This is a genomic window from Streptomyces bikiniensis (genome assembly GCF_000716625.1).
In the GTDB taxonomy this organism is placed as follows: domain Bacteria; phylum Actinomycetota; class Actinomycetes; order Streptomycetales; family Streptomycetaceae; genus Streptomyces; species Streptomyces bikiniensis.
In genome coordinates, this window is the sequence record NZ_JNXJ01000028.1 from 62,404 (window position 1) to 83,345 (window position 20,942).

The window sequence follows — 20,942 nt, forward strand, 5'->3', positions numbered from 1 at the left end:
ACGCCTGCCAGCGTAGTGAGCGGTACGGCCGCACAGGCCGGGAGGTCGGTGGCGACCGGGCGCACCGGCGCTCGGGGTGACGGTTCGAAGACCGCCTCCCCGTCGGCTCCCGGTTGATCTCGAAACTGGAAGCGGCCCGCTCGATCATTCCGAGCGGGCCGCCTCACTTGCCCTCTGACCTGCTGTGGAGCGCAGGGTATGAGGTGTGCGGATCAGGCCTTCTTCGTCTCCCAGAAGATGCGGTCGATCTCGGCGATGAGCTCCAGCGCCTTCTCGCCCGTCTTCGGGTCCGTCGACGCCTTGGCGGCCGAGAGGGCCTTCAGGGTGTCGTTGACCAGCTGGTTGAGCTCGGGGTACTTCTCGAAGTGCGGGGCCTTGAAGTAGTCGCTCCAGAGCACCGAGACGTGGTGCTTGGCGAGCTCCGCGCGCTGCTCCTTGATGACCGTGGCGCGGGCCCGGAAGTGCGGGTCCTCGTTGGCCTGGTACTTCTCCTGGACAGCCTTGACGGACTCGGCCTCGATGCGGGCCTGGGCCGGGTCGTACACGCCGCACGGGAGGTCGCAGTGGGCGCTGACCTTCACCTTGGGGGCAAACAGGCGGGAGAGCATTGAGCCGTCCTTCCTCGTGATCGTCTTCTCAGGTGGGACATTACTCGGTGAGAAGGGCGTTTTCTCGGGCGCCCCCGGGGGCTTAGGTCAAAAGTCCAGGGTCACCATGGGACTCGTGTACGAGTGGACGAGCGGACGAGCGGACCGGAGGGTCCGCGCGCGGGCGGATCGGGAGGTGCCGGATGAGCGGGTCGGGGCGGGAGCGGGCGGCGGAGGCCGGGGCTCCGTTCGGGATCGCCGAGGTGACGGGGGTGTCGATGGTGCCCACGCTGCTGCACGGGGACCGGCTGCTCGTGCACTACGGCGGGCGGCTGCGGCCCGGGAGCGTGGCCGTGCTGCGCCACCCGCTCCAGCAGGACCTGCTCGTCGTGAAGCGTCTGATCGAGCGACGCGACGGCGGCTGGTGGGTGCTCGGCGACAACCCGGACGCCGAGGGGGACAGCCGGGTCTTCGGAGCCGTACCGCCCGAACTCGTGCTCGGGCGGGTCCGGGCGCGGTACCGGCCGGTGACGCCGGGGCGTCAGCGTTCGGCCGGAGTGGTGCTCTCCTGGCTCTTCTCGGCGGTCAGGCCGGTGGGGTCGCGGTCGGCGCGGTCCGTGTGGTCCGTCCGCTCGGCCTCCAGGCGCTTGCGGGCCCGGTAGGCGGCCACGTTCGCGCGGGTCGCGCAGCGGTCCGAGCAGTAGCGCCGTGAGCGGTTGGTGGAGGTGTCCAGGTAGGCGTTGCGGCAGGGCGGCGCCTGGCAGAGGCCGAGCCGGTCCGCGCCGAACTCGGTGAGGTGGAAGGCGAGGCCCATCGCGCAGATGGCCGCGTACCCCGTCGTCGCGTTCGAGGAGTGGTCCGCGAGGTGCATGTGCCAGCGCGGCCGGCCCTCCTCGTCCAGGAAGTCGTGGCCCGAGATCTGGGGGCTGACCGGGAACTCCAGGAGCAGGGAGTTCAGGAGGTCCACGGCCCCCGTGTGGTCGCCCTCGTCGGCCGCCGTGAAGACCGCCCGCAGCCGGGCCCGGATCGCGCGGAAGCGGGGCACGTCCGCCTCGGTGACCCGCCGGGCCATCTGGGAGGCCTCGCCGAAGAGGTCCCGCACCACCTCGACCGAGGACAGGGCGTCCTTGCCGCGGGTCGGCTCCTCGGTGTTGACCAGACGCACGGCGAAATCCGAGTAATGGGCCAGTTCCACTTGTAGTCCTTACTTCGGCGGGCTAGTGTCTCGGTCGAAGGGGTAACGGTTGTTTCCCCTTCGAGGGTATTACGAAGTGGGGAGGGTGCGGCGATGACCGGAACCGACTGGGCGGCCTGGCAGCAGAGCTGGGACCGTCAGCAGGAGTGGTACATGCCGGACCGCGAGGAGCGGTTCCGCGTGATGCTCGACATGGTCGAGGCGCTGGTGGGGCCGGAGCCCCGCGTCCTCGACCTCGCGTGCGGTACGGGAAGTATCACGGATCGGCTCCTCAAGAGGTTCCCGAAGGCGACCAGTACCGGCGTCGACCTCGACCCCGCCCTCCTCGCCATCGCCGAGGGGTACTTCGCCGGGGACGAGCGCGTCGCCTTCGTGACCGCCGACCTCAAGGACCCCGCGTGGGCCGCGGGCCTGCCGTACAACTCGTACGACGCCGTCCTCACCGCCACCGCCCTGCACTGGCTCCACAGCGAGCCCCTCGCCACCCTCTACGGGCAGCTCGCCGGGCTCGTCCGGGACGGCGGCGTCCTCATGAACGCCGACCACATGATCGACGGATCCACGCCCCGCATCAACGCCGCCGAGCGCGCCCGGCGCCACGCGCGCATGGACCGCGAGAAGGCCGCCGGCGTCCTCGACTGGGCCGACTGGTGGGCCCTCGCCGCGAAGGACCCCGTCCTGGCCGGGCCCACCGCCCGCCGCTTCGAGATCTACGGCGAGCACGCCGACGGCGACATGCCCTCCCCGCGCTGGCACGCCGACACCCTGCGCGCCGCCGGCTTCGGCGAGGCCCGGACCGTCTGGGCCTCGCCCTCCGACACCCTGCTCCTCGCCGTGAAGTAGCCGCCGGGTACGCGGGAAGGGGCGGTACGGGAGATCCCGTACCGCCCCTTCCCGTACGCCCTTACAGCACCTTGGACAGGAACGCCTTCGTCCGGTCGTGCTGCGGGTTGCCCAGGACGTCGCGCGGGTTGCCCGACTCGACCACCACGCCGCCGTCCATGAAGACCAGCGAGTCGCCGACCTCGCGGGCGAAGCCCATCTCGTGCGTGACGACGACCATCGTCATGCCCGACTCGGCCAGGTCCCGCATGACGTCGAGGACGTCACCGACCAGCTCCGGGTCGAGCGCCGAGGTCGGCTCGTCGAAGAGCATCAGCTTCGGCTCCATCGCCAGCGCGCGGGCGATCGCCACGCGCTGCTGCTGGCCGCCGGAGAGCTGCGACGGGTAGTTCCCCGTCTTGTCCCGCAGGCCGACCCGGTCGAGCAGGCGCTCGGCGCGCTCGCGCGCCACCGCCTTCGACTCGCCCTTCACCTGGATGGGCGCCTCCATGACGTTGCCCAGGGCCGTCATGTGCGGGAAGAGGTTGAAGCGCTGGAAGACCATGCCGATGTCGCGGCGCTGGAGCGCGACCTCGCTGTCCTTCAGCTCGTAGAGCTTGTCGCCCTTCTGCCGGTACCCCACCAGGTGCCCGTCGACCGAGAGCCGGCCGGCGTCGATGCGCTCCAGGTGGTTGATGCAGCGCAGGAAGGTCGACTTGCCGGAGCCGGACGGGCCGACCAGGCAGAAGACCTCGCCGTTGCGGACCTCCAGGTCGATGCCCCGGAGGATGTGGGCGGCGCCGTAGGACTTGTGGACGCCTTCGGCCTTGACCATGGGCTCGCCGGTCATCCGGACACCGCCGATCGCTTGAAGGTGGTCAGGTTCGCCTTGACCCGCTGCCAGGGGGTGGGCGGCAGGTTGCGGGTCGAACCGCGGGAGAAGCGACGCTCCAGGTAGTACTGGCCGACGCTGAACACGCTGGTCAGCGCCAGGTACCAGATGGAGGCGACGAACAGCATCTCCATCACGGCGCCGGCCGTGCTGCCGATGTTCGACGAGGCCCGCAGCAGTTCGGTGTACTGCACGGCCGAGACCAGCGACGAGGTCTTCAGCATGTTGATGAACTCGTTGCCCGTCGGCGGCACGATCACCCGCATGGCCTGCGGGAGGACGATCCGGCCCATGGTCTTCGTCTGGGACATGCCGAGCGCGTGCGCCGCCTCGGTCTGGCCCTCGTCGACGGACTGGATGCCGGCCCGGACGATCTCCGCCATGTAGGCGCCCTCGTTCAGGCCGAGGCCGAGCAGGGCCACCATGAACGGCGTCATGACGTCCACGGTCTCGTTCTTGTAGATCGGCCCGAGGTCGATGTACTGGAAGATCAGCGACAGGTTGAACCAGACGAGCAGCTGCACGTAGACCGGCGTGCCGCGGAAGAACCAGATGTAGAGCCAGGCCACCGCGCCGGTGACCGGGTTCTTGGAGAGCCGCATCACGGCGAAGAGGACGCCGAGGACGAGGCCGAGCGCCATCGAGGCGACGCTGATGAGGATGGTGTTCCACAGGCCGCTGATGATCGACGGGTCGAACACCTTGTCCCACACCGTGTCCCAGATGACGTTGCCCTGGGAGAAGGCGTAGACCAGCCAGCCGAGGAGGACCACGACCACCACGGCGCTGACCCAGCGCCCGTAGTGCCGCACGGGTACGGCCTTGATCGCCTCGTACGGGGTGGAGCCCGCGGGGTCGGACCCGGCCGGAGCGGCGGCCGGGTCCTTGTGGATCTTGTCAGTCATGACGACTGCCCTTCAGTGGTGCGACGAGGTCACTTGCCGGCGTTGACGGTGGCCGACTTGACCGCGCTGTCCTCGACGTCCCACTTCTTCAGGACCTCGGCGTAGGAGCCGTCCTTGATGATGGCGTCGAGCGCTTCCTTGATCGCGTCACGCAGCTGGGGCTTGTCCTTGGAGACGCCGATGCCGAAGAGGCCGACGTCGCTCTGGCTGCCGACGACCTCGAAGTCGTTGCCGCCGCCCGAGGTCTTCGCGATGTACGCGGCCACCGGGTAGTCGTTCAGGTCGGCGACCGCGCCGCCGGCCTTGACGCGGGTCTGCGCCTCGGCGTCGGTGTCGAAGGCCTGGATCGTCAGCTTCTTGTCGCCGCACTTGGCGGCCTGCGCCTTGAAGGTGTCCTCGTAGATCGTGCCGCGCTGGACGGCCACGGTCTTGCCGCAGAGGTCGTCGAGGGAGTTGATGCCCTGCGGGTTGCCCTTCTTGACCAGGAGGGAGACGCCGGAGCTGAAGTAGTCGACGAAGTCGATGCCCTTGCCGATCTTCTTCCCGGCGTCGTCCAGGCCCTCCTGGCGCTTCTTGTTGTCCGTCATCGAGGACATGATCAGGTCCTGGCGACCGCTGTAGATCGAGGTGATCAGGCCGTCGAAGGTGCCCGAGACGAACTCCAGCCTGACGCCGAGCTGCTTGCTCAGGGCCTGGGCGATGTCGGGGTCGACGCCGACGATCTTGCCGCCCTCGGTGAACTCCATCGGGGCGTACGAGGCGTCCGTGCCGACCTTGATGACGCCGGACTTCTGGATGTCGGCCGGGAGCTTCGAGAAGAGCGGCGCGTTGGAGGCGGGCTTCTGGGAGGGCGAGGTGCCCTCCGCCGAGCCGCCCTCGGTCTGGTCGCCACAGGCGGTCAGCAGCATGGAGCCGGCGACCGCGATGGCGGCGACCGCGGCAAGACGGGAGGTGCGGGTCTTGGCGGCGGTCGTACAGCGCGTGGAGCGTGCGGTCATGGTCGGGTTCCTCCGGCGTATCAGGGAGATGCCAGGTGGCCACGTACGCATCTTCGAGTGTCGCGGCCTCGTGTGATTACGGCATCTTGCCATTCGGACTGCCTCAAACCGACGGCCACGGATGTCAAAATCGGGTAACGGGTGACCCCCGAATCACGACAGACCGCTCCATCAGGGCCGCACCTTCTGCGGAATCCCTTCCGCGACACCGGAAAATCTCCGGTGGATCTCGCCATTCGGACGACGGGAAGGCCGCCAATCGGGTGCCCTGGGCATCTATGCGGACATCGTGTGACGTGTCATCACTCGACCGTGCCCGGATGCTCTCGGTATGAGTCGTGTCACCGAACGGGTATGGACTCGTCTGCGGTGCCGTCCGTCCGGTAAGAAGGATCCTTACACCCCTCATCCGGGGCTCAGGGCGCGTTGTGCGGCGCGCCCGAGCGGCTGCCCGACCAGGCGGCCGCGGTGCCTCCCCACCCCTCCCGAACCGGGAGCGGCCACCCTCAAATGAAACAGACTCAAGGGGTCAACCCAATGGCAGCGGAGATCGTCAACCCTCACAACGACAGCGGTACGGAAGCTCCCGAGGAGCCCTTCGATCCTGTCTTCGCCCTCCACCGGGGCGGCAAGATGGCCGTGCAGGCCACCGTCCCCGTCCGGGACAAGGACGACCTGTCCCTCGCGTACACCCCCGGCGTCGCCAAGGTGTGCACCGCGATCGCCGAGCAGCCCGAACTGGTCAACGACTACACCTGGAAGTCCCAGGTCGTCGCGGTCGTGACCGACGGCACCGCGGTGCTCGGCCTCGGCGACATCGGCCCGGAGGCCTCCCTCCCGGTCATGGAGGGGAAGGCCATCCTCTTCAAGCAGTTCGGCGGCGTGGACGCGGTCCCGATCGCCCTCGCCACCACCGACACCGACGAGATCGTCGAGACCGTCGTCCGGCTCGCCCCCTCCTTCGGCGGCGTGAACCTGGAGGACATCTCGGCCCCGCGGTGCTTCGAGATCGAGCGCAAGCTCCAGGAGCGCCTCGACATCCCGGTCTTCCACGACGACCAGCACGGCACCGCGATCGTCACGCTCGCGGCCCTGCGCAACGCGGCGAAGCTGACCGACCGGAACCTCGGCAACCTGCGCGCGGTCATCTCCGGCGCCGGTGCGGCCGGTGTCGCGATCGCGAAGTTCCTCCTGGAGGCCGGCCTCGGCGACGTCGCCGTCGCCGACCGCAAGGGCATCGTCAGCCGTGACCGCGAGGACCTCACGGACGTCAAGCGCGAGCTGGCCGAGATCACCAACAAGGCGGGTCTGACCGGCTCCCTGGAGGACGCCCTGGCCGGCGCCGACGTCTTCATCGGCGTCTCCGGCGGCACCGTCCCCGAGGCGGCCGTCGCCACCATGGCCCCGAACGCCTTCGTGTTCGCCATGGCGAACCCGAACCCCGAGGTGCACCCCGACGTCGCGCACAAGTACGCGGCCGTCGTGGCGACCGGCCGTTCGGACTACCCGAACCAGATCAACAACGTCCTCGCGTTCCCCGGCATCTTCGCCGGCGCGCTCCAGGTCCGGGCCTCCCGGATCACCGAGGGCATGAAGATCGCCGCGGCGAACGCGCTCGCGGACGTGGTCGGCGACCAGCTCGCCGCCGACTACGTGATCCCGTCGCCGTTCGACGAGCGGGTCGCCCCGGCCGTCACCGCCGCGGTCGCCGCCGCCGCCCGCGCCGAGGGCGTCGCCCGCCGCTGACGCGCCTCCGGCACCACCGAAGGGCCCCGTTCCGGACACCGGGACGGGGCCCTTCGGGGTACGACGGGAGGCCCCGCCGCGCGGGCGCTCGTATACGGGTTTGTGCGGGGGTGTGTATGTGTGCATACGGGTGCGTATACAGGCGCGTAGGCGGGTGCGTATACGGGTGCGCATACGGGCGCATGTACAGGTTCGTATACGGGTGTACGCGGGGACGGCCCCGGTGCGCAGGTGCTCATACGGAGCGGGCCGCGGTGTCCAGGGGCCGTCGGGCGACACGGGTCACACCGGGGCGTGGTTCCCCCGCCCGCCCGCGCGCCCTAGGGTCGGGGCCATGTTCGCTGCCTACGCCGCCCGAATCGACCGTGACCAGCCGCTGAACGGCCTTGAGTTGGGCGAACGCCCCGAACCCGAGGAGCGGGCCGGCTGGACCACCGTGACCGTCAAGGCCGCCTCGCTCAACCACCACGACCTGTGGTCGCTGCGCGGAGTGGGCCTTCCCGAGGAGAAGCTGCCGATGATCCTCGGCTGCGACGCCGCCGGCATCGACGAGGACGGCAACGAGGTCGTCCTGCACTCCGTGATCGGCCAGACGGGTCACGGCGTCGGCCCGGACGAGCCCCGGTCCATCCTCACCGAGCGTTACCAGGGCACCTTCGCCGAGCGGGTCACCGTCCCCCGCTGGAACGTGCTGCCCAAGCCGAAGGAGCTCTCCTTCGAGGAGGCCGCCTGCCTGCCCACCGCCTGGCTGACCGCGTACCGCATGCTCTTCACCAACGCCGGTGTACGGCCCGGGGACTCGGTCCTCGTGCAGGGCGCCGGCGGCGGCGTGGCCACCGCCGCGATCGCCCTCGGCAAGGCGGCCGGCCTGCGGGTCTTCGCCACCAGCCGCGACGAGGAGAAGCGCAAGCGGGCCGTCGAACTGGGCGCCGTCGAGGCGTACGAGCCGGGCGCGCGGCTCCCGGGGCGGGTGGACGCGGTCATCGAGACCGTCGGCGCCGCGACCTGGTCCCACTCGGTCAAGTCGCTGCGGCCGGGCGGCACGCTCGTCATCTCGGGCGCCACCAGCGGCGACCGGCCCTCGCACGCCGAGCTGACCCGGATCTTCTTCCTGGAACTGAAGGTCGTCGGCTCCACGATGGGCTCCAAGGACGAGCTGGAGGACCTGCTGGCCTTCTGCGCGGCCACCGGCGTCCGGCCGGTCATCGACGACGTCCTGCCCCTCGACCGGGCGCGGGAGGGCTTCGAGAAGATGGCCGCGGGCGACCTCTTCGGCAAGGTCGTCCTGACGACCTCCTGAAGTTCTCCCGACGACCTCTTGATGACTCGTCAGTCGTGCTGATGGGATCTCCGGCACGCGCACCCCGAACACACCGACGTGCCGGAGGTCCCCCTTGCCGCGAACCACCTGGTCCACCACCTGGCGAACCGCTCTCCTCGCGAGCGCCGTCGCCGCCGCGCTGCTCGCCCCGACGGCCGCCCGCGCGGAGACCGGGGACGGGGCCGGACGCACGGCCGGCGCCGGCATCCCCGCCCTCACCGACGAGCACGGCCGCGCCCTCACCCTGCGCGGCTGGAACGTCGAGGACAAGGCGAACCGCGGCGACGCCGCCCTCTCGGCCGTCACCGAGAAGCACTTCCGCGACATGCGGGCCAAGGGCTTCAACTTCGCCCGCCTCCTGGTCTTCTGGGACGACCTGGAGCCCCGGCCCGGCCAGTACAGCCAGGCCTACCTGCGGAAGATCGAACGCATCCTGGACTGGGCGGAGAAGCACGACGTCAAGGTCCTCGTCGACGCCCACCAGGACGTCTTCGGCCCCGCGTTCGGCCACCGGGGCATCCCCGCGTGGGCGACCAGGACCGACGGGCTGCCCTTCACCCCGCGCCCGGACGACTGGTTCTCCGAGTACTTCGAGCCCGCCGTCCAGCGGGCCTTCACCCACCTGTACGAGGACGAGGACCTGCGGCGCGCCCAGGCCCGCATGTGGCGGGTGCTCGCCGACCGCCTCGACGGCCACCCGGCCCTCCTCGGCTACGACCTGATCAACGAGCCGATGGGTGAGGTCCGGGAGGGCGAGGACCTGGCCACGGCGGCGCGGCGCATCGAACGGGACCAGCTCACCCCCCTCTACAACCGGCTCGCGGACGCCGTCCGCACGGTCGACCGGGACGCCTGGATCTTCGTCGAGCCGACGCCCGTCGTGGGCGAGGGCGTGCCTACCGGGCTCGGCCGGATCCACGACCCGAAGGTCGTCTACGCCCCGCACTTCTACAACACCGGCATGGAGGCCGGCGCCGACTACGACCCCGCCGCCGGCTGGATCGAGAGCTACGAGCGGGCGGTCACCCGCTACCCCGAGCAGTACGAGGTGCCCGTGGTGGTGGGGGAGTGGGGGCCGCTCAACAACTCCCTGCCGAACATGAACCGCTTCTACCGCGACGCGATGTCCTCCCTCGGCCGCTACGGCTCCGGCTGGGCGGGATACGTGTGGTGCTACGGCGGCGGCTACTGCGCGGTCGACGGCACCGGCGCCTTCCGCACCAACAAGGAACTGACCGCCGAGCCGTACGCGGAGGCGGTCGCGGGCCGGGTCCGCTCCGCCGCGTACGACTCAGGGGCCGGGGTCTACCGCCTCACGTACGACGCCGCCGGGCGCCGTGGTCCCCGGGTCACCGAACTCTCCCTGCCGCCCGGCGACTGGCGGGTGACGGTCCGGGGCGCGGCCCTCGTCCTCCGCGAGGAGCGTGGCCGGGCCCGGGTCCTCGCGGCCCCGGACGCGCGCGTGACGGTCACGGTCACCCGCCGCTGACGCCGGGCAGCTGCCGTCGGGCCGGTGCCGCCGGGCCGGTGCCGCCGGGTGAGTGCCGTCGGGCCGCCGGTGCCTGCGGCCCGTCCCGCGCCGGCAGTCCGCCCCGCCCGGCCGGGTGCCCCGTCCTACCGCCGCCCCGTCGCCCTTCGCTCCCGGTCGCTCACCCCTTCCGCTCGGGGTGCAGCAGGCCCGTGATGCGGTGGGCCGCCGTCGAGAGGTGGCGGCGGGTCTCGGCCAGCTGCTCCGGGGTCACCCCGTGGTCCCGGGCCGCGTCCCGGATCTCGTCGCGGAAGCGGTCGAGGAGCCGGTCGAGGTCGCGGGCCGGGTCGCCCGAACCCTCCGCGTCCCGCGCCCACTCCGGCGCCTCGTCGGCCGGGGCCGCCGTGAACGGCGGCTCCCGGTCGGCGGCGCCGGCGGCCTTCGGATGGGTCGTGCCCGTCACCAGGTCACCGAGCTGGGCCGTGATGCCGGAGATCCCCTCCCAGACCCCCTTGGGCCAGTCGCCCCGCGAGAAGCGGTCCTGGACCTCCTCCTGGACCTGCTGTGCGATCCGCTGGAACTCCTTCGCCTGGCGGCGCGCCGACCGGGCCTCCGCGCGGGCCTCGCGGGCCTGCTGCTTCCACTCCTGCCCGACCCGGCGCAGCTCCTCCTTGGCGTCGGCGAAAGAGGAGGGCTCCGCCGTGCGGGCCCGGCCCGCCGCCGCGCGCATCTCGCTGCGGACCCGGCCGGCCGCGCCGCGCACGTCGTCGCGTATCTCCGCCGCCAGCTCCGACACCGACTCGCGGATCTCCCGCTCCAGGTCGTCCAGTTCGGCGCCGCGCCCGGCCAGTTCGGCGCGGCCCGCCTCGGTGATCGAGTAGACCTTCCGGCCCCCCTCGCTGGCGTGGGTGACGAGCCCCTCGGCCTCCAGCTTGGCCAGGCGGGGGTAGACCGTGCCGGCCGAGGGCGCGTAGAGGCCCTGGAAGCGCTCCTCCAGGAGTCTGATCACCTCGTATCCGTGGCGCGGGGCCTCGTCGAGCAGCTTGAGCAGGTAGAGGCGGAGGCGGCCGTGGGCGAAGACGGGCGGCATGTCAGAGCACCTTTCCGGTCGCGGAGGGGGTGGAGGAGGGGCCGGCGCCGGGGTCCTCGTCCGCCTCGGGGCGGCGGAGCAGGGCGATGGAGCCGGAGACGGTGGTGGCCTTGAGCGTGCCCCGGCCGGAGCCGAGGGTGCCGGTGACGGTCTTGGCGCCCCACTGGCCTCCCACCCGGAGGTCCTCGAAGGCGTTCGACACGGAGCCGCTCGTGGTGCTCGCCTCGACCCGGGCGTCGGCCGGGTGCGGGAGGCGGATGGCGACCTCGCCGGAGACGCTGGAGAGCCGGATGTCGGCGGGCGGGCCGTCGAGCCCGGCCGGATCGAGGTCGACGACCATGTCGCCGCTGATCGTCTCGGCCCGCACGGAGCCGCCGGCGCCCTCGATCACCGTCACGTCCCCGGTCATGGAGTTCGCGTGCAGGGCGCCCGTGACCGACTGGGCCTCCAGGCTCCCCGAGACGCTCTCCGCGCGGACCGGGCCGGAGAGCCCCAGGAGGGTGGTGTCGCCGCTGACGCCGCGCACCTCCGTACGCCCCCTGATGCCGGAGACGACGGCCTCGGCGCCGACCACGCCCACCTCGACGTCGACCCCCGCGGGGACGGCGACGGAGACGACGGCGCGGCGCCGGTACTCCTTGCGGTCGAACAGCTTGAGGACGTGCTTCCACTGGAGGTCCTCGTAGCCCACGGTGAGGGTCGAGCCGTCCTGCGACACGAGCAGCGGCGGGCCGTCGACCTCGGAGATCTCCACACGGGCCGCGTCCTCGTCCGTCCCCACCACGTTCACCGCGCCGTTGACGATGCGGATCCGCAGGCGCGTCACGGGGTCGGCCGGCGCCAGTTTCGTCGGCTCGGTGACGGACCACTCTGTCATGGTGCTGACCTCCCGTATCGGCAACGCAACATATCGCGTCTCTCGAAGCAACACGATATATCGCGGTCGAGTGAAGTCAACCCTGACTCTTCCCTGACGGGGTGGGGGTGAAAAGATCCCTTACGTGGACAAAATGACCTAGCGTGGGGTCGTGAACGCGACATCCGGACCGAAGCCCGCCGGGGCGCTGCTGCTCTGCCGCTCCGATCCCCCGGCGGTCCGGCCGCCGGCCCGGCTGCTCGGGGAACACCTGCTCCTCGCCCCCGCCGGCACCGGCTGGAGCGTCCTCGTACCGGAGGGGAAACCCTGGCTGCACGACGGGGAGCCGGTCGAACAGGTCGTCACCGGCTGGGCCACCGCCCTCGCCGTCCCGGCCGCCACCTGGCCCGTCGTCGCCCTGTGGTGGGACCGCGACCGGGCCGGGTTCACCCTCGCCGCCGGCTTCCGCCGCGCGGTCGGCTACACCTGGCTCGCGGACGGCACCCCCGTCGGCGAGGACGAGGCGCTGCGCACCTTCGCCGCCCGGCTCGGCCTCGACCCGGTCCTCGACGTCCAGGCCCTCGAACCGCTCGCCGCGCCCGACCCGGAGGCCGACGGCCGCAGCCGGCTCGTCGGCACCGTCGCGGTCCTCGCCCGCGCCGGCCTCGCACTGCCCACCGGCCTCGTCCCGGGCGACGACGCCGACCGGCTCCGCGCCGCCGCCCTCGCACAGGACGCCGAACAGATCGAAGGAGCCGCCTGGAGGGACGCGGTGCGCGCCGAGCTCGACGCGGTGGAGGGCGGCCCCCTCGGCCCGTACCTGCGCGGCCCCCGGGCGCGCGTGCTGGGCGGGGCGCAGCTCCTGGCGGGGGTGCCGCTGCTGCTCTGGGGCGCCGGACGGCGCAGCGGCGGCTGGGCGACGGCCGGGGCCCTGCTCGTCGCGCACGGCGCGCTCGGACTCGCCTACGACCGGCTCAGGGAGCGGTGACCGGGCGGCGCCCGGTGGCGTGGCAGCGCCCTACTCGTCGTCCTCGTCCTCGTCGTCCAGACGGGCCAGCCAGGTGGCGAGGCGCTCGACCGGCACCTCGAAGTCGGGGTTGAGGTCGACGAACGTCCGCAGCTGCTCGGCGAGCCACTCGAAGGTGACCTCCTCCTCGCCGCGCCGCTTCTCCAGTTCCTCGATGCCACGGTCGGTGAAGTACATGCGATCAGAATAGGCCGTGCCCCGCCGCGTCTGCGCCGTCCTCTCCCGTCCCCTGTCGCCCGTCAGTCCCACCCGTTAGCCTTCTGGATCCAACATCGCTTCGGGGAGCGGGGGCCGCTGTGGCACGGGGGATCGCGCGGATTCGGCTGGACGACGGCACGCCCGTGTGGGCGCGGGTCGGCGACGCGGAGGAGCTCGGCGGGGGCGGCGGGTTCCAGGACACCGGCGTCAGGGACCGGGTGGTCTCCATGGCCGGGGGGCTCACGGACGTCGTGCGCGGGGTGGTCGGCTCGCTGCGCGCCGGGCTCGATCCCCGGGGGCCCGTGGAGGTCGCCGTCAGCTTCGGCATCGAACTGACGGCGCAGTCGGGCAAGGTGATCGGGATCCTCGCGGACGGGTCGGGCACGGCCTCCGTGAACGTCTCCCTCACCTGGACCGAACCAGGACCCGGACCCGGGGCAGGACCCGGACCCGAAGCCGAAGCAGGGCTCGAAGCCGGGGCAGGACCCGAAGCCGAGGCGGGGCCCGAAGCCGAAGCAGGGCTCGAAGCCGCACCAGGGGCCGGATCCGTATCCGTACCGGACGAGGACCCCGCCCCGGGTCCCGCCCACGCGCCCGCGTACCACCCGCCGGCCGTCCCGCCGGTCCCGGCCGCGCCCCCGACGCCCCCGGCACCTCCCGTTCCCCCCGCGCCGCCCGTCCCCCCGGCACGCGCCCCGCGCACGGAAGGCACCGGGCCGCACCCCGAGAACGGCCCCCACGCGCGTCCGGCGGCCGACGGAGCCGCATGAGCGCCTTCGACGCTCTCGTGCGCCCCGCACTGGTGCGCATCGCCGCTCCCGGCAGCGGGTATGACCCGCACGGCGACCGGTACTGGGGCACCGGGTTCTTCATCGCCCCCGGCTGGGTGCTGACCTGCGCCCATGTGGTGGCCGAGGGGGGAAGCGCGGTGTGGAGGAGCGAGCCGGTCGTCGGCGTGACCTGGGAGGACGGCAAGACCGCCCGCGAGGCCACCGGCACCGTCGTGCTCGCCCTGCCCCGCCCCGAGCGGCCCGAGGACCCGCCCGACCGGTGGGGCTTCCCCGACGTCGCCCTCCTGCGCGTGCCCGGCACGCAGAAGGCGTCCTGCGTACGCCTCGGCGAGCGCCCGCCCGTCCCGCCGACCGCCGTCGGCCTGCACGGCTGGTCCCGCGAGACCGGCGAGCTCGGCGTCCGGCAGGTCCGGGGCAACCTGATCGGCAGCGACGGACAGGCCCTGATCACCGACTGGGTCATGCCCGTCGAGGGCTGCTCCGGCGGCCCCGTCGTCGACCTCGCCCAGGGGGCCGTCGTCGGCCTCAACAAGGGACGCGGACGCGACGGCGGCGCCGTCGTCCCCGTCACCGCCCTGCGCCGGCTCTACGACCTCCCCGGCGGCGCGGCGATGGGCGAGGCGCTGCGCGCCCACGACCGCCACCACCTCGCCCGCTACCGCTCCCTCGACGACCGGCCCGACTGGACCCGCGCCCAGCGTCTCCTTCCCGCCTCCCACGGCGTCAGCCCCGGCCTGCGCACCCAGTTGTACGGGCACTTCGCCGAACTCCCCGCGCCCACCGCGCCCGGCGAGGTCATGGACCTCGTCGACCGGGTCAAGGCCTGGATCAGGGACGACGACCTGCCGGACGCCCTGGAGGACGACCCGCGCACCTGGAGCGAGGGCGCCGGGCTCCTCCGGGGCCTGCGCGCGCCCCGCCGGGACGGCGTCCGCGACCTCGACCTCGACGCCGTCCTCCTGTACGCGGCCCACGTCGTCCGGCACGTCTCCGAGCGGTACGGCGAGCGGGCCGACACCGCCGCCCTCACCCGCTGGATCGTCGACGAGTCGGGCGACGCCGACCGCCACCTGAGGCGCGCGATCGACCGGCTCGTCGGCCCCGGCCGGCCCGCGTCCCTCTCCGTGCGCGAACCCCGCGCGCGTGCCGACGTCCTCCTGGAGATCGACACCCCCCGCTACGACCGGCGCTACCCGTGGCGGGTCAAGCTCCTCCTCGACGGGCACACGGTCAGCCCGCTCCACTGCGACGACCGGGGCGTCGAGCGGGCCCGGCTCCGGGAGACCCTGCGCGAACCGCTCGCGGACGCCCTGCGGCGCGGCGACAGCGGACCGCACCTCGCCGCCGTGGAGGCGGTCCTGCCGCGCGAGCTCTTCGACGAACCCCTCGACACCTGGCGGCTCGAACCGCCCCAGGGCCCCGAGGACGCCTGGGGGACCACCCTCGGCCAGCGCCGGATCGTCGTCATCCGCGACGCCCGCCGCCACGCCCGCGAACCGGCCCCCGAGTGGCGCGAGCGCTGGGAGGCGGGGGAGCGCGGCCCGCTGCGCGCGGTCCCGCTGCGCGCCGAGGTGCCCGGCGCGGGCGCGGACGCCCACACCGCGCGCGTGCGCCGGGAGACCTGGGCGGAGGCCTACGACCGGCTGCGCGACGCCGAGGGCGGCGCCGTCCCCGTCCACTGCGGCCCGGTCGGCAGCGGCGACGGGCTCATGGCGATGAACGCCGCCCTCGCCGCCGGCCACCCGCTGGCCCTCTGGCGGACCGGTGCCCACGACCACACCGACTGCGCGGAGTTCCACGAGCGGGCCGACCGGCTGCTCGCGGACGCCGCCACCGCCTGGGGCGTGCGCGGCCCGGTCCGCTCCCTGCGCACCCGCGCCCCCGACCGGGCGGCGGGACCCGAGGCGCGGGCCGCCTACGCGTGGGCCGAGACCATCGCCGTACTCCTCGACCCGCCCGACCGGCCCCCGCACGGCGGGCGCCTGGAGGCCCCGCCCCTGCTCGGGGAGGGGGAGCAGTGACCCGAGCGACCACCGGGACGACACCGCCGCGATCCGGCCGGAACGGACATCGGCAGCCCCCGCCGCCGGGCGGTATTTTCGACGCGCCCGGCACCGACACCACAGCCAGGAGGAGTCCATCGTGAGCGATTGGCGGATCTACCGTGGTGCCGGTCTCCCGCACGACGAGATACGGCGGCTGCCCGCCCCGCCGCCCTGGCGCGACTTCTCGGCCGGCGGCGCGGACGACACCCTGGCGGGCTCCGACCGGAGGCTCGGCGTCCGCCGCCGGCTCGTCCAGAACCACCACCCCCGGCCCGCCGAGACCGACGCCGTCAACGCGGCCCTGTACCTGCGGCGTCCGCTCCTCGTCACCGGGAACCCCGGCACCGGCAAGTCCACCCTCGCCCACGCCGTCGCCCACGAACTGGGCCTCGGACGCGTGCTGCGCTGGCCCGTCGTCAGCCGCACCACCCTCCAGGACGGCCTCTACCGGTACGACGCCATCGGACGCCTCCAGGACGTCCAACTGGAGCGCGCCCGGCCCGACTCGACCGGCTCCGCCGCCGCGACCCCGGCCGGCATCGGCTCGTACATCCGGCTCGGCCCGCTCGGCACCGCCCTGCTCCCCTCCGAGCAGCCCCGCGTGCTGCTCATCGACGAGCTCGACAAGAGCGACCTCGACCTGCCGAACGACCTCCTGAACGCCCTGGAGGAGGGCGAGTTCGCCATCCCCGAGCTGGAGCGGCTGGCCGACCGGGAGCCCGTCGTCGAGGTCCTGAGCGACGACGGGCGCAAGGTGCGGATCCTCGGCGGCCGGGTCCGCTGCACCACCTTCCCCTTCATCGTCCTCACCTCCAACGGCGAACGGGACTTCCCCGCCGCCCTGCTGCGCCGCTGCATCCGCCTGGAGCTCGAACCGCCCGGCGAGGAGCAGCTCGGCGCCATGATCGAGGCCCACCTCGGCGCCGAGGCCGCCACCGGCGAGGGCGAACGGGACCTCGTCCAGCGGTTCCTGAACCGCGAGCCCGGCGAGGTGATCGCCACCGACCAGCTCCTCAACGCCCTCTACCTCACCCAGCACGCCTCCCGCGCCGAGCGGGTCACCAGGGAGCGCATCGCGGACATGCTCATGCAACCGCTCGACCAGCCGAGGTGAGGACCGGATGCACCGGCCGGACCGGCCGCACCTGGCGGAACTCGCCCGCAGACTGAGAGCCGGCGGCCAGGACCCGACCGCCGAGGACCTCGCGGACGCCCTCTGGCTGGCCCGCTGGCTCCCCGGCCCCGAGCCGGAGACCGGCCCGCGTCCCGGGACGGCCGGGGACGGCGCCGACGACCGGGAAGGGACCCGGGACTGGGACGGGGGCGGGGACGATCGGGGTACGGGCGGTTCCTCGCGCGCGGAGGACGGTTCCGTACGGGACGGGGACGGAGTCGTACGGGGCGGGGACGGAGTCGTACGGGACGTGGACGGGCTCGTGCGCGGCGCGGACGGAGCCGCCCGGGAGTCCGTCTCCCTCCACCTGCGCGCCGGAGCCACCGGCGCGCGCGGCGGCGCGGGGCGCACGGAGCGGGGCGCCGGGCTGCCCGTCCGCGCCCCCGGAGCCAACGCGCTCCCCGGGCTCCTCGGCCTCCAGAAGGCCCTCCGCCCCCTGCGCGACTACGCCCCCGCCCCGCCCCGGCCCGGCGAGGGCGTCCTCGACGAGGAGGCCACCGCCGAACGCAGCGCCGCCGCCGGCATCCTCACCCCCGTCCTGCGCCCGGCCTCCGGCCACCGCCCCGACATCCAGCTCCTCATGGACACGGGCCCCGCCATGGGCGTCTGGAGCCGGATGGTCGAGGAACTGCGCCAGGCCTGCCAGCAGTCCGGCGCCTTCCGGGACGTCCAGGTCCACCGCCTGTACGACACCGGCGACGGGCCCCCGCTCGTCACCACCACCTCCGGCGCCGACGGCCGGCCCCGGCTGCGCCCCGTCGACCAGCTCCACGACCCCACGGGCCGCCGCCTCACCCTCGTCGTCAGCGACTGCGTCGGGCCCCTCTGGCAGCGCGGCGCCGCCCAGCGCTTCCTGCGCCAGTGGCCCCGCCACTCCCCGCTCGCCCTCGTCCAGCCCCTGCCGCCGCGCCTCTGGCCCCGCACCGCGCTCCCCGCCGAACCCGGCACCTTCCAGCGGTCCGCCGCCCCCGGCGGACACACCGCCTTCCGCTCCGACGACGAGCCCTGGGGACTCCCCGTCCCCGGCCACCAGGCCGTCCCCGTCCTCACCCCGACCCCCGAGGCCTTCGCCTCCTGGGCCCGGCTCCGCACCGGCCACGGCGGCGACGCCGTACGCGGCTGGGCCGCCCGGCTCGCCCCCGGACCGGCCGGACCGCACGCCCCCCGGCCGTCCCGCGCCCTGCGCGGTGACGAGGAACTGCTCCGCGCCTTCCGGGCGGGCGCCTCGCCCGGCGCGCTCCGGCTCGCCGTCCACCTCGCGGCCGCGCCCCTGACCCTGCCCGTCATGCAGCTCGTCCAGCGGGCCATGCTCCCCGACACCGGCCCCATGGAGCTGGCCGAGGTCCTGCTCAGCGGGCTCCTGCGGCGCCTCCCGGGCCCCGCCCCGTACCCCTGTTTCAGCTATCCGCCGGGCGTCCAGCAGCACTTCCTCGGCTCGCTCGACCCCAGCGCCGCCGCCCTCGTCCTCAAACACTGCTCCGCCTACGTGGAGCGCAATTTCGGCCAGGGCATGCGCAACTTCCCGGCGCTCGCCGCCGCCCGCCTGGCCGGCACCGGTACGGGGGGCGGGGGTGAGCCGGGGAGCGGCGCCGCCCCGACCGACGCGACCGACGAACCCCTCGGGCCCGACAGCGCGGAGGCGGAACTCTTCGCCCGCATCCCCGCGCGCGTGCTCCGCTTCTACCACCCCGACCTCGTCACCCCCGACCCGCTCACCGAGGCCCGCCGCCTCCTCGCCCAGGGCCGCGGCCAGTCCGACCCCGCCCTCCTCGCCGGCGCCCGCGAGCGCGCCGAGGCCGCCCTCGACGCCGAACCCGTCGAGGCCCGGATCGTCCTCGCCCGCGCCCTCCACGCCGAGGCCGGCACCGCGGCCGCCCGGCGCTCCGGCCGGCGCGCGGAACTCCTCGCCCGGGCCGTCGACACCCTCGTACGCGCCGGGGAACTGGCCGGGACCGGCGACGAGGCGTGGGCCGAGGCCCGGCTGGAACTCGCCGTCGTCCACCACGCCCTGTGGCGCGACACCGACGCCCCCGGCCACCTCGACGCCGCCCTCGACGCCCTCGCCGAACCCCCGGAGCGCTGGCCGGAAACCACTCGCCACACCCTCCACCTGCGCCGCGGCCGCCTGCTCCTGGCCCGGGGCGACGGCACCGCCGCCGCCGGGGAGCTCACCACCGCCCTCGGCCTCCGGGAGAGCGCCGCCGTCCTCCTCGACCTCGCCGACGCCCTCCACCTCGCCGGGGCCGGACCCGGCCGGATCGCCCCCGTCCTCGACCGCGCCGAACCCCTCCTCGGCGACGGCCGCGCCCTGCGGCTCCGCTTCACCACCGCCCGCGCCCGGCTGTACGACACGGCCGGCGACGGGGCCGCCGCCGACGCGGCCTACGAGGAGGCCACCCTGCTCGCCCCCACCGACAGCGAACAGCGCGGCCTGACCCTGCTCGCCTGGGGCCGGTCCCTGCTGCGCCGCGCCACCGCCGACAGCGGGACGGCCCCCGTCGACCGGGCCGAGGGGGTCCTGCGCGAGGCCCTCACCCGGCTGCCCGCCGACGCGCCCGAACGGGCCGGGGCCCGCACCCTCGTCGGCAGCGTGCTCGCGCTCCGCTTCCACCGCGCCGGGTTCCTGCCCGACCTCTTCGAGAGCCGCCACCTCCTGGAACAGGCCGTCCGCGGCACCGACGAGCCCGGCGCACGGGCCGAGGCGTGGCTGCAACTGGCCCGGGTGCGGCTTGAGTTGTCCGAAGTGGCCAGGGACGGTCTGATCGGCTCCGCGCTCACCGCCTACCGCAGCGCCGAGGAGGACGCCCGCGCCGCCCACGGCGACGCCCCCGGCTCGGTCACCGCCGCCCGCGCCCTGCACGGCCAGGGTGCCGTCCTGCTCCTGATGGGGCGCCCCGGCCGCGCCGGGACCGCGCTGCGCGCCGCGGCCGAACGGTGGCGGCGGCTCACGGACGGCCTGGTGGAGGTGGACGGGGCCGACGTGGAGCGGACCAGGGCACTGCTCGCGAGGGCGGAGGCCGAGGCCGGGGACGGCCCGCCGCCCGGCGGACCGTCCGAACGGGACCGGCGGAGCATCGCGCCCCCCTGGTGGACCTCGGCCGATGCGGCCGGGTGAGCGGCGTGACGACGGGGGCGCACATGGGCGCAGTTGAGTCGAACGTGTTTCCGGCTTCCCGGCCTCGGGAAGAACCGCTCCGCCGCTACGACTGCGGGGGACGGGCGCCGGTGAGGAGGAGCCGAGGGTGTTCGAGCACACGGGGTGGACGAGTGGTGCCGGCCGGGGCGCCGACCGCACGGCACGCCTGCCCGACCGCGCGGCACACCTGCCGGACCTCGCGGCCGTCGACCTGCGCACCCTGCGCGTCCTGGAGGACCCGGCGCTCGTGGCCGAGGTCGACCGCGTCCTCGGACGCGCGTCGGAGCTGGGCGAGTCGTGGTTCTCCGACGAGGGCGCCGAATGACCTGGCCGGGACCTTCGGCCTTCGGGGCTTAGCCCACCGGGGCTCGGCCCACCGGGGCTTGGTTCGTCGGGACTCGGCCCACCGGGGCTCGGCCCGCCGGGCCTCGGCCGACGAGAGCCGGACCGGCCGGTCTCTGGCCCACCGGGCCGTGGCCCGTCGAGTCCTGGCCCGGCAGGACGTCGTTCACCGGGTCCTCGCCCGCCGGACCTCTGCCCGCCGGGCCCCCGCCTGCCGGACCCCTGCCCGCCGGGCCCCCGTCCACCGGACCTCCGCACGGCCGCCGGGAGTGGCGAGTCCGGCGGGAACCCCGCCCCATCCCCCGGCGGGAACCCCGCCCCACCCCCCGGCGCGGAGGCCGTCATGACC

General features: G+C 73.9%; 18 protein-coding genes and 1 pseudogene. 11 read left to right on the top strand and 8 right to left on the bottom strand.

Features of this window, described 5'->3' with window-relative positions; genetic code table 11:
• Window positions 1-212: 212 nt before the first annotated feature.
• On the bottom strand, window positions 213-608 hold the full coding sequence (gene sodN, locus OO47_RS21855) for a superoxide dismutase, Ni (RefSeq protein ID WP_030207400.1): 396 nt from the start codon (window positions 606-608) through the stop codon (window positions 213-215).
• Window positions 609-790: 182 nt separating this feature from the next.
• Here sodN and sodX point away from each other — a divergent pair.
• Window positions 791-1,087 (top strand): annotated as a pseudogene (gene sodX, locus OO47_RS38500) (nickel-type superoxide dismutase maturation protease); the annotation flags it as partial.
• Window positions 1,088-1,128: 41 nt separating this feature from the next.
• Here the strand turns inward: sodX and OO47_RS21860 are convergent.
• Window positions 1,129-1,782, bottom strand: a complete 654-nt coding sequence (locus OO47_RS21860) for a CGNR zinc finger domain-containing protein (RefSeq protein WP_030207406.1) — start codon at window positions 1,780-1,782, stop codon at window positions 1,129-1,131.
• Window positions 1,783-1,875: 93 nt separating this feature from the next.
• Between OO47_RS21860 and OO47_RS21865 the strand changes: the two genes are divergently transcribed.
• Window positions 1,876-2,625, top strand: a complete 750-nt coding sequence (locus OO47_RS21865) for a class I SAM-dependent methyltransferase (RefSeq protein WP_030207409.1) — start codon at window positions 1,876-1,878, stop codon at window positions 2,623-2,625.
• Between the two features lie 61 nt (window positions 2,626-2,686).
• On the opposite strand, the gene OO47_RS21870 is transcribed toward OO47_RS21865, so the two are convergent.
• Genes OO47_RS21870 through OO47_RS21880 form a run of 3 tightly spaced genes read right to left on the bottom strand, consistent with a single transcriptional unit; the run spans window position 2,687 to window position 5,399 of the window.
• A complete protein-coding gene (locus OO47_RS21870) occupies window positions 2,687-3,454 on the bottom strand; it encodes an amino acid ABC transporter ATP-binding protein (protein ID WP_030207411.1) in 768 nt (255 codons plus the stop codon).
• A complete protein-coding gene (locus OO47_RS21875; RefSeq protein ID WP_030207414.1) occupies window positions 3,451-4,401 on the bottom strand; it encodes an amino acid ABC transporter permease in 951 nt (316 codons plus the stop codon). The genes OO47_RS21870 and OO47_RS21875 overlap by 4 nt, the downstream gene beginning before the upstream one ends.
• 29 nt (window positions 4,402-4,430) lie before the next feature.
• Window positions 4,431-5,399: an ABC transporter substrate-binding protein gene (locus OO47_RS21880; RefSeq protein WP_030207417.1), complete on the bottom strand. Its 969-nt coding sequence runs from the start codon at window positions 5,397-5,399 to the stop codon at window positions 4,431-4,433.
• Window positions 5,400-5,936: 537 nt separating this feature from the next.
• Here OO47_RS21880 and OO47_RS21885 point away from each other — a divergent pair.
• The 3 genes from OO47_RS21885 to OO47_RS21895 all read left to right on the top strand — a co-directional run bounded on the left by OO47_RS21885 (window position 5,937) and on the right by OO47_RS21895 (window position 9,955).
• The gene (locus OO47_RS21885; protein WP_030207420.1) at window positions 5,937-7,145 is read left to right on the top strand and encodes an NAD(P)-dependent malic enzyme; all 1,209 of its coding nucleotides are present in this window, start codon (window positions 5,937-5,939) and stop codon (window positions 7,143-7,145) included.
• A 334-nt stretch (window positions 7,146-7,479) separates the two neighbouring features.
• Complete coding sequence (locus OO47_RS21890; protein ID WP_030207423.1) at window positions 7,480-8,445, top strand: zinc-binding dehydrogenase; 966 nt, start codon at window positions 7,480-7,482, stop codon at window positions 8,443-8,445.
• 94 nt (window positions 8,446-8,539) lie between these two features.
• Complete coding sequence (locus OO47_RS21895) at window positions 8,540-9,955, top strand: cellulase family glycosylhydrolase (RefSeq protein ID WP_030207425.1); 1,416 nt, start codon at window positions 8,540-8,542, stop codon at window positions 9,953-9,955.
• 160 nt (window positions 9,956-10,115) lie between these two features.
• Here the strand turns inward: OO47_RS21895 and OO47_RS21900 are convergent, their stop codons facing one another.
• Both OO47_RS21900 and OO47_RS21905 read right to left on the bottom strand, forming a co-directional pair.
• Window positions 10,116-11,024 (bottom strand): PadR family transcriptional regulator, encoded by a 909-nt coding sequence (locus OO47_RS21900; protein WP_030207427.1) that lies wholly within the window; start codon window positions 11,022-11,024, stop codon window positions 10,116-10,118.
• 1 nt (window position 11,025) lies between these two features.
• The gene (locus OO47_RS21905) at window positions 11,026-11,901 is read right to left on the bottom strand and encodes a DUF4097 family beta strand repeat-containing protein (RefSeq protein ID WP_030207429.1); all 876 of its coding nucleotides are present in this window, start codon (window positions 11,899-11,901) and stop codon (window positions 11,026-11,028) included.
• Between the two features lie 151 nt (window positions 11,902-12,052).
• Between OO47_RS21905 and OO47_RS21910 the strand changes: the two genes are divergently transcribed.
• Complete coding sequence (locus OO47_RS21910; protein ID WP_030207434.1) at window positions 12,053-12,868, top strand: membrane protein; 816 nt, start codon at window positions 12,053-12,055, stop codon at window positions 12,866-12,868.
• Between the two features lie 30 nt (window positions 12,869-12,898).
• Here the strand turns inward: OO47_RS21910 and OO47_RS21915 are convergent, their stop codons facing one another.
• Window positions 12,899-13,084 carry a DUF6104 family protein gene (locus OO47_RS21915; RefSeq protein ID WP_007266501.1) on the bottom strand — a complete coding sequence of 62 codons (186 nt, stop codon included), beginning with the start codon at window positions 13,082-13,084 and terminating at the stop codon, window positions 12,899-12,901.
• A gap of 119 nt (window positions 13,085-13,203) precedes the next feature.
• On the opposite strand from OO47_RS21915, the gene OO47_RS37970 reads away from it, so the two are divergent.
• The 5 genes from OO47_RS37970 (at window position 13,204) to OO47_RS21940 (ending at window position 20,576) form a co-directional block, all read left to right on the top strand.
• Complete coding sequence (locus OO47_RS37970) at window positions 13,204-13,875, top strand: CU044_2847 family protein (RefSeq protein ID WP_234323260.1); 672 nt, start codon at window positions 13,204-13,206, stop codon at window positions 13,873-13,875.
• A complete protein-coding gene (locus OO47_RS21925) occupies window positions 13,872-15,917 on the top strand; it encodes a VMAP-C domain-containing protein (RefSeq protein ID WP_033209910.1) in 2,046 nt (681 codons plus the stop codon). The genes OO47_RS37970 and OO47_RS21925 overlap by 4 nt, the downstream gene beginning before the upstream one ends.
• Before the next feature lie 121 nt (window positions 15,918-16,038).
• Window positions 16,039-17,055: an AAA family ATPase gene (locus OO47_RS21930; RefSeq protein ID WP_030207441.1), complete on the top strand. Its 1,017-nt coding sequence runs from the start codon at window positions 16,039-16,041 to the stop codon at window positions 17,053-17,055.
• Between the two features lie 7 nt (window positions 17,056-17,062).
• Window positions 17,063-20,230 carry an SAV_2336 N-terminal domain-related protein gene (locus OO47_RS38625; protein ID WP_033209913.1) on the top strand — a complete coding sequence of 1,056 codons (3,168 nt, stop codon included), beginning with the start codon at window positions 17,063-17,065 and terminating at the stop codon, window positions 20,228-20,230.
• Window positions 20,231-20,357: 127 nt separating this feature from the next.
• Window positions 20,358-20,576, top strand: coding sequence for a hypothetical protein (locus OO47_RS21940; protein ID WP_030207445.1), 219 nt, complete (start codon window positions 20,358-20,360; stop codon window positions 20,574-20,576).
• Window positions 20,577-20,942 lie beyond the last annotated feature (366 nt).

What these genes read in the sequence shown, in the direction of transcription:
- sodN (WP_030207400.1), bottom strand. Translation starts at nt 608, where the DNA reads ATGCTCTCCCGCCTGTTTGCCCCCAAGGTGAAGGTCAGCGCCCACTGC.
- OO47_RS38625 (WP_033209913.1), top strand. Translation starts at nt 17,063, where the DNA reads ATGCACCGGCCGGACCGGCCGCACCTGGCGGAACTCGCCCGCAGACTG.
- OO47_RS21875 (WP_030207414.1), bottom strand. Translation starts at nt 4,401, where the DNA reads ATGACTGACAAGATCCACAAGGACCCGGCCGCCGCTCCGGCCGGGTCC.
- OO47_RS21900 (WP_030207427.1), bottom strand. Translation starts at nt 11,024, where the DNA reads ATGCCGCCCGTCTTCGCCCACGGCCGCCTCCGCCTCTACCTGCTCAAG.
- OO47_RS21890 (WP_030207423.1), top strand. Translation starts at nt 7,480, where the DNA reads ATGTTCGCTGCCTACGCCGCCCGAATCGACCGTGACCAGCCGCTGAAC.
- OO47_RS21865 (WP_030207409.1), top strand. Translation starts at nt 1,876, where the DNA reads ATGACCGGAACCGACTGGGCGGCCTGGCAGCAGAGCTGGGACCGTCAG.
- OO47_RS21925 (WP_033209910.1), top strand. Translation starts at nt 13,872, where the DNA reads ATGAGCGCCTTCGACGCTCTCGTGCGCCCCGCACTGGTGCGCATCGCC.
- OO47_RS21870 (WP_030207411.1), bottom strand. Translation starts at nt 3,454, where the DNA reads ATGACCGGCGAGCCCATGGTCAAGGCCGAAGGCGTCCACAAGTCCTAC.
- OO47_RS21915 (WP_007266501.1), bottom strand. Translation starts at nt 13,084, where the DNA reads ATGTACTTCACCGACCGTGGCATCGAGGAACTGGAGAAGCGGCGCGGC.
- OO47_RS21885 (WP_030207420.1), top strand. Translation starts at nt 5,937, where the DNA reads ATGGCAGCGGAGATCGTCAACCCTCACAACGACAGCGGTACGGAAGCT.
- OO47_RS21905 (WP_030207429.1), bottom strand. Translation starts at nt 11,901, where the DNA reads ATGACAGAGTGGTCCGTCACCGAGCCGACGAAACTGGCGCCGGCCGAC.
- OO47_RS21880 (WP_030207417.1), bottom strand. Translation starts at nt 5,399, where the DNA reads ATGACCGCACGCTCCACGCGCTGTACGACCGCCGCCAAGACCCGCACC.